The following is a 13,307-nucleotide window of genomic DNA, read 5'->3' as shown; positions in this document are numbered from 1 at the left end:
AAATGGCACGCACCCCTACCAAGTCGCTGTTCACGGCCGACTTGATCATCCCGGCGATCGGCGACGCTTTCCGGAAACTCGATCCGAGGCAGCTGGTCCGCAACCCGGTGATGTTCGTCACCGCCGTCGTCGCCACGCTGTTGACGATCCTCGTCAATGTCGGTGGCGACGGGCTGTCGGTCGGCTTCAAGATACAGCTGGTCATCTGGCTGTGGCTGACCGTCCTGTTCGGCACCTTCGCCGAAGCGATCGCCGAAGGCCGCGGCAAGGCGCAGGCCGCGTCGTTGCGCGCGACCAAGGCCGAACTCACCGCCCGCCGCATGAAGGGCGACCAGGTCGAGTCCGTCCCTGCCAGCGCGCTCCGCGCGGGCGACATCGTCCTCGTCACGATGGGCGACCTGATCCCAGCCGATGGCGAAGTCGTCTGGGGCGTCGCCTCGGTCAATGAAGCCGCGATCACCGGCGAGAGCGCACCGGTGATCCGCGAGGCTGGCGGCGATCGGTCCGCCGTCACCGCGGGCACGCGCGTCATCTCCGACGAGATCCGCGTGAAGGTGACCGCCAATCCCGGCGAAGGCTTTCTCGACCGGATGATCGCGCTGGTCGAAGGCGCCGAGCGGCAGAAGACGCCTAACGAGATCGCGCTGACGCTGCTGCTCGTCGGGCTGACGATCATCTTCCTGATCGCGGTCGGCACGATCCCCGGTTTCGCAAGCTATGCGGGCGGCCGCGTGCCGGTCGCGATCCTGGCGGCGCTGTTGATCACGCTGATCCCGACGACGATCGCCGCCTTGCTGTCGGCGATCGGTATCGCGGGGATGGACCGTCTGGTGCGCTTCAACGTGCTGGCCAAGTCCGGCCGTGCGGTCGAGGCGGCGGGCGATATCGACGTGCTGCTGCTCGACAAGACCGGCACGATCACGATCGGCGACCGGCAAGCGAGCGAGTTTCGTAGCGTCGGCGGCACGCGGGACGAGGAACTGGCCGAGGCGGCATTGCTGGCGAGCCTTGCCGACGAGACGCCCGAGGGCCGCTCGATCGTCGTGCTGGCGCGCGAAAAGTTCGGCGTGACGACGACGGCTTTGCCGGATGATGCGGAAGTCATCCCCTTCACCGCGCAGACCCGCATCTCGGGCGTGAAGGTCAACGGCGCGCTGATCCAGAAGGGCGCGGTCGATTCGATCCTGAAGGCCAATCCGGGGGCCGGGGCGACCGCCGCGGCGACCGAGCTGCGCCGGATCACCGACGAGATCGCGCGCGCCGGCGGCACGCCGCTGGCGGTGGCGATGGACGGGCGGCTGCTCGGCGCGATCTTCCTCAAGGACGTCGTCAAGGCGGGTATCCGCGAGCGGTTCGGCGAGCTGCGCGCGATGGGCATCCGCACGGTGATGATCACCGGCGACAACCCGCTGACCGCGGCGGCGATCGCGGCGGAGGCCGGCGTCGACGATTTCCTCGCGCAGGCGACCCCCGAGGACAAGCTCGCGCTGATCCGCAAGGAACAGCAGGGCGGGCGGCTGGTCGCGATGTGCGGCGACGGCACCAACGACGCGCCGGCGCTGGCGCAGGCGGATGTCGGCGTGGCGATGAACACCGGCACGCAGGCCGCGCGCGAGGCGGGCAACATGGTCGACCTCGACAGCGATCCGACCAAGCTGATCGAGATCGTGGGGCTGGGGAAGCAGCTGCTGATGACCCGCGGCGCGTTGACGACCTTCTCGGTGGCGAACGACGTCGCGAAGTATTTCGCGATCATCCCGGCGATGTTCGTCGCGCTCTATCCGGGGCTGGGCGTGCTCAACGTGATGCGGCTCGGCAGCCCCGAAAGCGCGATCCTGTCGGCGATCATCTTCAACGCGATCATCATCCCGATGCTGGTGCCGCTTGCGCTGAAGGGCGTGGCGTACAAGCCAATGGCGGCGGGCCCGCTGCTCGCGCGCAATCTCGCGGTCTACGGCCTCGGCGGCCTGATCGCGCCATTCGTCGGGATCAAGCTCATCGACATGCTCGTCGGTGCGCTGGGGCTGGCATGATGACCGAGTTTGATCTGACAGCGGTTCGCAAGACTCACCTGCCACTGCCACTGCCACTGCCACTGCCACCTCCCCGGCGAAGGCCGGGGCCCAGGTGGAAAGGTCGCCGTAACGAAGCGCATCCGCAGTGGGCCACGTCCCCCAACTGGACCCCGGCCTTCGCCGGGGAGGTGCCGAGGGCAGGGTCGTATGGAGCAACCTCCACTGCCCCGACCTCAAGCAATTGTTCACCCGCGAAGGCGGGTGCCCAGACTGTGTCCCCGCCTTCGCGGGGACACATGGAGACGACAGAATGACCTCCGATTTCACCTCCGCGCTCCGCCCGGCGTTCGTCATGACGATCCTGTTCGCGCTGCTGCTCGGGATCGTCTATCCCCTCGCGATGACCGGCATCGGACAGGCGATCTTCCCGACTCAGGCGAACGGCAGCCTCGTCGTCGCCGACGGCAAGGCGATCGGCTCGACCGTGGTCGGGCAGGCGTTCACCACCGATCGCTATTTCCAGACTCGTCCCTCTGCGGCCGGCAAGGGCTATGACGCGCTCGCCTCGTCGGGGTCGAACCTCGGGCCGACCAGCCAGGCGCTCGTCGATCGGATCAAGGCCGATGTCGCCAAGCGTCGCGCGGAAGGTGTGACCGGGCCGCTTCCCGCCGATCTCGCCACCGCGTCCGGCTCGGGGCTCGACCCCGATCTGTCGCCCGCCTCGGCCTATGCGCAGGTTGCGCGCGTCACCCGCGTCCGCAATCTGCCCGCAGACCGGGTGCGCGCGCTGGTGGCCGCCAATGTCGACGGCGCGCTGTTCGGCATCCTCGGCGAACCGCGCGTCAACGTCCTGGCCCTCAACCGCGCCCTCGACGCAACCGGGCAGCACGCAACGGGCGCGCGTTGAACGACGACACACGACCATCGCCGGAGGCCCTTCTGCGACAGGCGTCGCAGGAGGGTCGCGGCCGTCTGAAGATCTTCCTCGGCGCCGCGCCCGGGGTCGGCAAGACGTTCGAGATGCTCTCCGAAGGCGCCGAACGCCGTCGCGCGGGCGTCGACATCGTCATCGGCGTGGTCGAGACGCATGGCCGGGTCGAAACGGCGGCGCTCACCCGCGGGCACGAGATTATGCCGCGCAAGCCGATCCCCTATGAGGGGCGGACGCTCGACGAGATGGATCTCGACGCGATCCTCGCGCGCGCGCCGACGCTCGTCCTGGTCGACGAACTCGCGCATACCAATGCGCCCGGCAGCCGCCATCCCAAACGCTATCAGGATGTCGAGGAGTTGCTGGCCGCGGGCATCGACGTCTATTCGACGATCAACATCCAGCATATCGAGAGCCTCAACGACGTCGTCGCGTCGTTCACGCGCGTGCGTGTCCGCGAGACCGTCCCCGACAGCATCGTCGAGGCGGCCGAGATCGAAGTCGTCGACATCCCGCCCGACGAGCTGATCGAGCGACTGAAGGCGGGCAAGGTCTATCTGCCCCAGGAGGCGACGCGCGCGCTGGCGCACTTCTTCTCGAAGTCGAACCTGTCCGCGCTGCGCGAACTCGCGCTGCGGCGTGCGGCGCAGGCGGTCGATGCGCAGATGCTCGAACATGTCCGTGCGCTCGGCGTCGGCGGCACCTGGGCGGGCGGCGAGCGGATCGTCGTGGCGATCAGCGAACTGCCCGGCGCGCTCGGCCTCGTCCGCGCGACCAAGCGGATCGCGGATGCGATGCACGCACCCTGGACCGCGGTGTATATCGAGACCCCGCGTGCGCAGGGCTTTGGCGAGGCGGAGCACCGCCAGCTCGCCGGTGTGTTCAACCTGGCGACGCAGCTCGGTGGCGACGTCGCCACCGTCCCCGCGGCCTCGGTGGTCGACGGCCTCAAGACCTTCACGACCGAGGCGCGCGCGACGCAGCTGGTGGTCGGCAAGTCGACCCGGTCGCGGCTGTTCGAGCTGCGCCACGGCTCGGTCGTCGACCAGATGGTGCGCGAGACGCCGGGGATCGCGGTGCATGTCCTGCCGATGGAGGGGGGCACCGCCACGCGGGGCCGGCGGAGACATGTCGGCGGCTGGGGCAGCAAGGCGGGCTATGCCTGGACGACGGCGATGGTGGCGGGCGTCACTGGCGTGGCCAGCGCGCTGTTCCACATCCTCAACCTTGGCAACGTCGCGCTCCTGTATCTGCTGCCGGTGATGGCGGCAGCCAGCCTGTTCGGCCTGCGCACCGGTCTGTTCGCGGGGATCGCCTCGTCGGTCGCGTACAACTTCTTCTTCCTGCCGCCGACCGGCACGCTGACGATCAGCAACCCGGAAAACGTGATCTCGATCCTGGTGCTGCTCGGCATCGCGTTCGTGACCAGCCAGCTCACCTCTCGGGTCCGCGCGCAGGCCGATATCGCCGTCGCCAGCGCGCGCACCAACGCCGCGCTCGCCGGGTTCCTGCGCCAGATGACCTCGCTGAACGAGCCCGTCGCGCTCGCCCGCGCGATCTGCGAGGAGATCGGGCGGCTGTTCGACGTGCGCGCGGTCATCCTCGTCGCCGAAGATCCGGGCCTTGCCGTGCAGGCGGCGAACGGCGCGGACTATCGGCTCGAGACGATGGAGATGGCCGCTGCGCAATGGGCCTATGACAATGGCGCGCCGGCGGGGCGCGGGTCCAGCACGCTCGCGGCATCCGAATGGTTCTTCCAGCCGCTGCGATCGGGCGAGCGGACGCTGGCGGTGCTCGGCCTCGCGCGCGACATGGGCGGCGATCCGGTGCGATCGGACCAGCTGCCGCTGCTGATGAGCCTGGTTGATCAGGCGTCGCTGGTGCTCGAACGCGCGCGGCTGGAGGTCGAGATGCGCGATGTCGATGCGGTGCGCGAGCGCGATCGGTTGCGGCAGGCTTTGCTGTCGTCGGTCAGCCACGACCTGCGCACGCCGCTGACCTCGGTGATGGCGGCGGCGGCGGAACTCCACCGCGGCGTCACCCCCGAACTGATCGCCACGATCGAGAGCGAGGCGGCGCGGCTCAACCGGTTCGTCGGCAATCTGCTCGACATGGCGCGCGTCGAGGCGGGCGCGCTACGGCTCCGGCTCGAGCCGACCGACCTGACCGATGCGGTTGCCGGCGCGGTCCACGATACCAAGCGCGTGCTCGAGGGGCATGCGATCGACCTCGACGTCGCGCCGAACCTGCCGCTGGTCCGCATCGATCCGCAACTGCTCCACCACTGCCTGCTCAACCTGCTCGACAATGCCGGGCGCTATGCCGACCCCGGCACGCCGATCGTGGTGCGCGCCGAACACCGCTTCGGGATGCTCCGGCTGTCGGTGATCGACCAGGGGCCTGGTCTGCCGCCCGGGCGCGAGAAGGAGGTGTTCGAGACGTTCCGCCGCCTCGAAGGCTCCGACCGCGCGATCGGCGGGACCGGGCTGGGGCTTGCGATCGTAAAGGCGTTCGCCGAAGCGATGGGAATGGGGGTCGAGGCGGGCAACCGCGAAGACCGGACCGGTGCGCGGTTCTCGTTGTGCTTTCCCCAGGACCTGCTCGTCCGCGAGACCGATGGAGCGAATGTGTGAGCGGACAGACCATCTTGATCGTAGACGACGAGCTGCATATCCGGCGGCTGCTGCGCAACACGCTGGAGCGGGCAGGGTATGGCGTCGAGGAGGCGGTCGACGCGCGCGAGGCGTTGCGGGTCGCAGGCAGCCGGCCGTTGACCGCGGTGCTGCTCGATCTCGGGCTGCCCGATCGCGACGGCCTGGAGCTGGTACCGCTGTTGAAGAAGCTCGGCGATCCGATCGTGCTGGTCGTGTCGGCGCGCGAGGCGACCGACCAGAAGGTCGCCGCGCTCGATCTCGGCGCCGAGGACTACGTCACCAAACCGTTCGATACCGAGGAGCTGCTCGCGCGGCTGCGCGTGGCGTTGCGCGGTCGGGGCGAGACGACGGCGCGACCGACGATCCTGCGCGCGCACGGCGTCGAGATCGATTTCGAACATCGGCTGGTGCGGCGCGGGGATGAGGAGGCGCATCTGACCCGCAAGGAGTTCGACGTGCTGTCGGCACTCGCGGCGCATCCCGGCCGGGTGGTGACTCACCAGCGGATCCTGGAGGCGGCGTGGCCGACGGACCATGACCGGCGGATCGAATATCTCCGCATCGTCGTGCGCAACCTGCGGCAGAAGCTGGAAGGCGCGGGCGGCGTCGGCAGCGTGATCGCGAACGAACTCGGCGTCGGATACCGGCTGCTCGTCGACGCCTGAGCCGACCAGACAGCATGTGTCCCCGCGAAGGCGGGGACCCAGACTGGGCTCCCGCCTTCTCGGGAGAACAAGGGGGCGTGGGTTCGTGACCCGCCCCAAGCGTCGAGATGACGACGTCGCGCACTATGCGAAGACTATGGTGCCCCCGCGATATCGATCTCGAACGCTTATGCGGCGGTCGATAGCTGGGGTGTCGCATGACCGACGCTTCCCGCTTCCGTACCGATCTCAGCCTGCGCGCGGGCGGCGTCCTGTCGCTCGCGATCGCCGTTACCGCGCTCCACGCGTTGGCTCGTCTGCATCCGGCGGACGGGGCCCTGGCGGTCGTGCTCGCGATGATCGGCTTCCTCTGCGCGAGTGCCGGCGCGATGCTCGTGATCGTCGGCGGGCATATCCATGACCGGGTCCCGATCAGCGCGCGCTGGCGCCGCGTCGCGCGATAGGGCGCGCCGGGGGCGGGACCTGTCGACGCGCGCGCGCGATGGCCTTATGCTACCGCATTGCAGCATGATGACGACAAGGGAGCGTTCCGCATGATCGGTCGACGCGAAGTGATGACCGCGCTGGGTCTGTTGGGTGTCCTCCCGCAGGCCGCCGCGGCGATGCGAACGGCACCCGGGAAGGCGACGCCGTTCTCGTGGGAGGCGCTCCAGCAACGCGCCGCGACGCTGGCCACAAAGCCGTACAGCGCGCCCGCAAAGGTCGCCGCGGCCGCCGCGATCGATTACGACAAGGTCGGGAGCATCCGCTTCCGCGCCGACAAGACGCTGGCCGGCGGTATCCGCCTGTTCCCGCTCGGCCGCTACGCCCCCACGCCCGTCGCGATCAACGTCGTCGAGAGCGGGCAGGCGCGCCGCATCGACTTCGCGCGCGACTTGTTCGAGGCGGAGGAAGGCCATGCCGCGGCGCTTGGCATCGCCGGCTTCCGCGCGATGGCGCCGGGCGGGACGAGCGACTGGATGGCGTTCCAGGGCGCATCCTATTTCCGCACCGCCGGCGCGCAGGACCAATATGGCCTGTCCGCGCGCGGCCTTGCGATCAACACGGGGCTTCCCGGTCGCGAGGAGTTCCCGGACTTCACCGAATTCTGGATCGAGCGCACCGGCGCCGACGCCTACACGATCTACGCGCTGATGGACGGGGCCAGCGTAACCGGCGCGTACCGGTTCGAGTCGAGGCACGTCGCGGGGGCCGGCGTCGAGCAGAAAGTGTCCAGCGTCCTCAACGTCCGCCGCGACATCGAGCGGCTCGGCATCGCGCCGGCCACCAGCATGTTCTGGTACGGCGAGGGCAACCGCGCCGCTGCGGTCGACTGGCGTCCCGAGATCCACGATTCGGACGGTCTCGCGCTGCTCACCGGCGCGGGCGAGCGCATCTGGCGGCCGCTCAACAACCCGCCGCACGAGACGCTCGACAGCTTCGCGGACCAAGCACCCAAGGGCTTCGGGCTGATCCAGCGCGACCGCAATTTCGATCATTACCAGGATGATGGCGCGTTCTACGATCGCCGGCCGAACCTGTGGGTCCAGCCGCAGGGCGATTGGGGCAAGGGCGCGGTGATGCTCTATGCATTCCCGACCAACAGCGAGACGGTCGACAATGTCGTCTCGTTCTGGACGCCCGCGGCGCCTGCCAAGGCCGGCCAGCGGTTGCAGTTCGACTATACTTTGTCGTGGCGATCGACCGATCCGACCGCGGTCGCGAGTGCGGCGCATGTCGTCGATTGCTGGCAGGGCGTCGCCGGCCGACCGGGGGCGGAGCCGGTGAAGGGGGCAAGGAAGCTCGTGGTCGATTTTCTCGGCGACGCGCTTGCCGGCCTCGATCGGCAGAGCGGAGTCACGCCCAAGATCGACGTCGTTCGCGGCAAGGTGCTCGCAAGTGCGGCCTATCCGGTCGTCGGCCAGAAGAACCGCTGGCGGATCACGGCGGACATCGCCCCCGATGCTCAGGGCCCTGCCGACGTCCGGCTGTTCCTCACGCGCGGCGGCCGCGCGCTCAGCGAAACCGTCCTGACCCCGATCTTCTGATGCAGGCGAACTCGGCCATGATGCCCGGCGAATCGCCGATCGAAATGCCGCCGCAGCGGTTCGACGGTCCGCCGCCGCCCTGGACCGCGCCCGAGCCGGGACCGGGGATGGTAGTGTCCTCGGACGACATGCTGGCACGCCGGATCATCCTCGTGCTGATGACCGGGTTGCTGGCCACTGCGGCTTCGTCCGCGGTGCAGGAATCGCTGCTCGCCGATGGGCTCAGCCTGTGGGACGGCGCGCTGCTGGCGCTGTTCTTCCCGCTGTTCGCGTGGATCGCGTTCGGCTTCATGAATGCGGCGATCGGCTTCTTGCTGCTGATGACGGGCGGGCATCCGGGGTTCGTGCCCACGCCGCGCCAGTCCGAACCGCTCGAAGGCCGCACCGCGATCCTGATGCCGGTCCACAACGAGGACATCGCGGCCGTATTCGAACGCATCGCCTGGATGGCGCGCGCGATCGCCGCGGGCGGTGTCGCCGATCGGTTCGACATCTTCATCCTGAGCGATTCGGGCGAAGCGGCGGAGGCGTCCGAGATCGCCGCGTGGCAGGCGCTGGCACCGACGATCGACTGCGCGCTCTATTACCGCCGCCGGACGGTGAACGTCGGGCGCAAACCGGGCAACGTGGCCGAGTGGATCCGGCGGTTCGGCGGCGGCTATCGTTATATGCTGATGCTCGACGCGGACAGTCTGATGGGCGGCAACACGATCATCGGCATGGCGCAGGTGCTAGAACGCCGGCCTGCGGTGGCGCTGCTGCAGACCGTACCCGCGGTGATCAACGGCGTGACGTTTTTCCAGCGGTGGATGCAGTTCGCCAGCCGGTTGTACGGCCCGATCTCGACCGCGGGGCTCGTCTGGTGGTCGGGGTCGGAGGCGACCTTCTGGGGGCATAATGCGCTGATACGGATCGAGGCGTTCGCGAGCAGTTGCGGGCTGCCCGACCTTCCCGGCCGCGCGCCGTTCGGCGGCGTCATCATGAGCCACGACATGGTCGAGGCGGCGCTGCTGCGGCGGCGCGGCTGGCGTGTCCACATGCTGATGACCGAGGAGACGTTCGAGGAATATCCGCCGACTCTGATCGACGCCGCGGTGCGCGATCGACGCTGGGCGCAGGGGAATATCCAGCATCTCAGCCTGTTGACGTCGTCGGGGTTCCACTGGATCAACCGGCTGCAATTGCTGATGGGCGCGTCGGCGTTCATCACCTCGCCGGTGTGGCTGCTGATGATCGCGACGAGCGTGGTGCAGGCGCTGATTGGCGAGCGCAACATCGTCGAGGCGCAGACCTCGCTCCAGGTGCTGGCGGTGACGCTATTGTTGCTGTTCGGGCCAAAGCTGTTGAGCGTGATCTGGGCGTTCTCGGATGCCGAGCGGCGTGCTGGGTTCGGCGGGCGGCGCGGGATCGTCCGGTCGGTGCTGATCGACGTGCCCTTCTCGATGCTGTCCGCGCCGGTGATCGCGCTGACGCAGACGATCGATCTGGTCGGGATCCTGATGGGCCGCAAGTCCGGCTGGGCGCCGCAGAACCGCGATGCGCATGAACTGTCGCTGGCGGACGTGATGCCGCGCTATCGCTGGCATGTCGGGGTGGGCGTGGCGCTGTTGCTGGTAACGCCGTTCGCGCCGGTCACCGCGGCGTGGCTTGCGCCGGTGACGCTGGGGCTGTTGCTCAGCCCGTTCCTGACGATGCTGACCGCGAGCGAGAAGGCGGGCCGCTGGGCGGAGTCGCACGGGATGTTCGTCGAGCCGGGGGAGCATGTGTCGGTGTTGTCGCGGCCGTCGTTGCCGGCGCCAAAGTCATTCTGACGCGGCACGTCACCCTCACGCCCCACGTCATGCTGACGCCACCGTCATCCTGACGAAAGTCAGGATCCAGAGTAACATGCGGTGTCGTTCCTGGCTCTGGATCCTGACTTTCGTCAGGATGACGGAGCGGGGCGTCAGGATGACGGAGGGGGCGTCAGGATGACGGAGGGGGTGTCAGGCCTTGTGCCCGCTCAGCTCCGCCCCCGCATCCTTCGCGAACCGTAAGTTCCAGATCGTCGCGGAGGCCGACACCGCCGTCACCACCAGGAACGCCAGCGTAAAGTCGGCAAGTGCGGGGCGTGTCGCACCCGTGCCCAGCATCCCGACATGCAGCGACGCCGCGCCGACGCAGATGCCGAGCGACAGCATCAGTTGCTGGAACGTCGCATAGAAGCTGGTCGCGCTGCTCATCCGCGACGACGGGATCTCGTCATAGGCGATCGTGTTGTACGCCGAGAACTGGAACGACATGAAGAAGCCCGAGATCATGAGCACGCCGAAGATCGCCGGGATCGGCCAGTCGGGGCGGAAGAGGCCGGCGACCGCATAGCCCGAACTCGCGCAGAGACCGCCGACGATCAGGCTGTTGCGGAACCCGAAGCGGCGCAGGATGCGGGGTGCGAGGCTCTTCATCATCAGCGAGCCGATCGCGCCGGCGATCGTGATCGCGCCGCTCGCCGCCGCGGTCATGCCGAAGCCGAGCTGGAGCATCATCGGCAGCAGGAACGGCTGCGCGCCCTGCGTGATGCGCGTCAGCGAGCCACCGATCACCGACAGGCGGAAGGTGGGGATTCGCATCAGCGACAGGTCGAGGATCGGATCGCTGCGGCGCTTGGCGTGACGGATATAGGCGACGCCAGCGACGAGCCCGACCGCGATCAGGGCGATCGCGCGTGACAGTTCGCCGGTGCGGCTGGTCATCTCGAACCCGAACAACAGGCAGCCGAGCGACACGCCCGACAGGAGGAACCCGGGCACGTCGAACCGCGCCGGTTTGTCCTCGCGGACCTCGCCGATGAAGCGGGTCACCAGCACCACGCCGAGCAGGCCGATCGGGACGTTGAGATAGAAGATCCAGCGCCAGTCGAGATACGTCACGATCGCGCCGCCGACCGGCGGGCCCAGGATCGGGCCGATCAGCGCGGGCATGATCAGCCACGACATCGCCTGGACCATGTCCTCCTTGGCGACGCTGCGCAGCAGGACGAGGCGGCCGATCGGGATCATCATCGCCCCGCCCAGACCCTGCACGAAACGCGCGGCCATCATGAACGGCAGGCTGGTCGCCTGGCCACACAGCATCGATCCGCCGACGAAGATCAGGATCGCCGCGCGGAAGATCGTGCGCGAGCCGAACCGGTCCGCCAAGCGTCCGCTGGCGGGAATGAAGATCGCGAGCGCCAGCAGATATGACGTCAGCGCCGAACTCATGCTGGTCGCTGGCACGCCGAAATCGCGCGCCATCGTCGGCAGCGCGGTCGCGAGCACGGTCGAGTCCATCTGCTCCATGAACAGCGCGCAGGCGATGATCAGCGCGGTGACGCGGTAGTTGCTGGGCGTATGCGGCAGCGCGTCCGGGTCCTGGGCGACACGCGCGATCGTGTCGGCGGCGGGCATGATGCCGTCGCGGATCTCGCTGTTGATCGACGCCAGCCCGCGGCGACGCAGCCTCAACTCTGCCACCCCCCGCCGAGCGCCTTGAAGACGTCGACCTGGCTATCGACGAGCAGCGCGTCGGAGGCGGCGAGGTTGGCCTGCGCGGTGGTGAGCGCGGCCTGCGCGGTCAGCAGCGACAGGAAATCCGTGCGGCCGAAGCGGTAGAGCGTGCCGGCCTGATCCGCCGCGCGGGCCGCGCTCGCCTGCGCGCGACGGAGTGCTGCGTTGCGATCGCCCTCTCGGGCATAGGCGGAGAGCGCGGTCTCGGTCTGGCGCAATGCTTCGAGCGTGGTGGAATCGAACTGCGCGAGTGCCTGGTCTGCGCTCGCGCCGGCCTGCGCGATCTGCGCGCGGATGATCGGGCGGTTGGGGAAGCTCCAGCTGATCAGCGGTCCGAGCCCGAGATGGAACGCGTTGGTCGAGCCGAGCGACGAGACGGGTCCGGTGAACCCGGCCGATCCGCCGAGGCTGACCTGCGGATAGAGGTTGGCGGTGGCGACGCCGATCCGCGCGGTCGCGGCGGCGAGCGAGCGCTCGGCCTGGCGGATGTCGGGACGGCGCAGGATCAGTGCGCTGCCGTCACCGATCGGCAGCGGCCGATTGAGGGCGGGCGGTTTGGCGCAGGTCTCGACGTCCCGCGGATAACCGGCGGGGGTGCGGCCCATCAGCGTGGCGAGCCGGTACAGCGCGGCCGTGCGCGTCGCGACCTGCGACGGGATCAGCGCCTCGCTCTGGTCGACCGCGGTCCGTGCGCGCGTCACGTCGAACGCGGTGCCGCGGCCGCCGCGTTGCAGGCGCTGGGTGACGTTCAGCGTCTGGCGTTGCAGCGTCAGGATGCGGGTGTTCGCGGCGAGCACCATATTGGCGGTGCACGCGGTCGCGTAGCTGCGCGCGGTTTCGGCGGCGACGGTCACGCGGACATTGTCGCGCGCGGCGGCGACCGCCTCGGCGTCGCCTTGCGCCGCCTCGATCGCGCGACGGATGCGCCCCGACAGGTCGAGCGGGTAGGCGAGCGTGATGCCGAGGTTGTAGTCGAGCGTGCCGGGCAGGGTGCCGCCAGTCGTGTAGGGGCGGTCGAGCGATGTGCCGCCGCCGAGGGCGGTCGACAGCGTCCGGCCCGCCGCGACTTCGGCGACGACCGCGTCGGCGCGGCGCAGGTTCGCGTCGGCGGCGCGCAGATCGGTGTTGGCCGCGAGCGCTTCGGTGACGAACGCGTCGAGGCGCGCGTCGCCATAGAGCTGCCACCAACGATCGGGGAGCGGGGTGTTGGCGAACGCCTGTTCGTTGCCGCTGTCGAAGGCGCCTTGCGCGGAGGGACGGTTGACGACGGCGGCGTCGGGGAGCGCGTAGTTCGGGCCGGCGGTGGTGCAGGCGGCGAGCGCGAGCGAGGCAATCGCGGCGGCGAGACCGCGGTGGCGCGCGCCGGCGCCTTTCACGCCGTCATCCTGACGAAAGTCAGGATCCAGAGCCACGAACGGCGTCGCCCTTAACCCTGGATCCTGACTTTCGTCAGGATGACGGAGGGGGGCTTCAGGATCACGGAGGGGA

General features: G+C 69.0%; 9 protein-coding genes. 7 read left to right on the top strand and 2 right to left on the bottom strand.

Going from position 1 to position 13,307, the window contains the following annotated elements; translation table 11 throughout:
• Positions 1–2 precede the first annotated feature (2 nt).
• The 7 genes from kdpB (at position 3) to mdoH (ending at position 10,103) form a co-directional block, all read left to right on the top strand.
• Complete coding sequence (gene kdpB, locus HMP09_RS09030; protein WP_176500081.1) at positions 3–2,033, top strand: potassium-transporting ATPase subunit KdpB; 2,031 nt, start codon at positions 3–5, stop codon at positions 2,031–2,033.
• 292 nt (positions 2,034–2,325) lie between these two features.
• Complete coding sequence (kdpC, locus tag HMP09_RS09025; RefSeq protein ID WP_176500080.1) at positions 2,326–2,922, top strand: potassium-transporting ATPase subunit KdpC; 597 nt, start codon at positions 2,326–2,328, stop codon at positions 2,920–2,922.
• Entirely contained in the window at positions 2,919–5,579 is a 2,661-nt protein-coding gene (locus tag HMP09_RS09020) for a sensor histidine kinase (protein WP_176500079.1), read from the top strand. The genes kdpC and HMP09_RS09020 overlap by 4 nt, the downstream gene beginning before the upstream one ends.
• On the top strand, positions 5,576–6,265 hold the full coding sequence (locus HMP09_RS09015) for a response regulator transcription factor (RefSeq protein ID WP_176500078.1): 690 nt from the start codon (positions 5,576–5,578) through the stop codon (positions 6,263–6,265). The genes HMP09_RS09020 and HMP09_RS09015 overlap by 4 nt, the downstream gene beginning before the upstream one ends.
• Positions 6,266–6,462: 197 nt before the next feature.
• Entirely contained in the window at positions 6,463–6,708 is a 246-nt protein-coding gene (locus HMP09_RS09010; protein WP_176500077.1) for a hypothetical protein, read from the top strand.
• A 90-nt stretch (positions 6,709–6,798) separates the two neighbouring features.
• Positions 6,799–8,292, top strand: a complete 1,494-nt coding sequence (locus tag HMP09_RS09005) for a glucan biosynthesis protein (RefSeq protein WP_176500076.1) — start codon at positions 6,799–6,801, stop codon at positions 8,290–8,292.
• 17 nt (positions 8,293–8,309) lie between these two features.
• A complete protein-coding gene (mdoH, locus tag HMP09_RS09000) occupies positions 8,310–10,103 on the top strand; it encodes a glucans biosynthesis glucosyltransferase MdoH (protein WP_176501685.1) in 1,794 nt (597 codons plus the stop codon).
• Positions 10,104–10,277: 174 nt separating this feature from the next.
• On the opposite strand, the gene HMP09_RS08995 is transcribed toward mdoH, so the two are convergent.
• A complete protein-coding gene (locus HMP09_RS08995) occupies positions 10,278–11,777 on the bottom strand; it encodes a DHA2 family efflux MFS transporter permease subunit (protein ID WP_176501684.1) in 1,500 nt (499 codons plus the stop codon).
• Positions 11,774–13,195, bottom strand: a complete 1,422-nt coding sequence (locus tag HMP09_RS08990; protein WP_176500075.1) for an efflux transporter outer membrane subunit — start codon at positions 13,193–13,195, stop codon at positions 11,774–11,776. Before HMP09_RS08990 ends, HMP09_RS08995 begins: the two co-directional genes overlap by 4 nt.
• Positions 13,196–13,307: the final 112 nt, after the last annotated feature.

The sequence above is a fragment of the Sphingomonas sp. HMP9 genome (assembly GCF_013374115.1).
Lineage (GTDB): Bacteria > Pseudomonadota > Alphaproteobacteria > Sphingomonadales > Sphingomonadaceae > Sphingomonas.
This window is presented reverse-complemented; position numbering and strand designations above follow the sequence as displayed.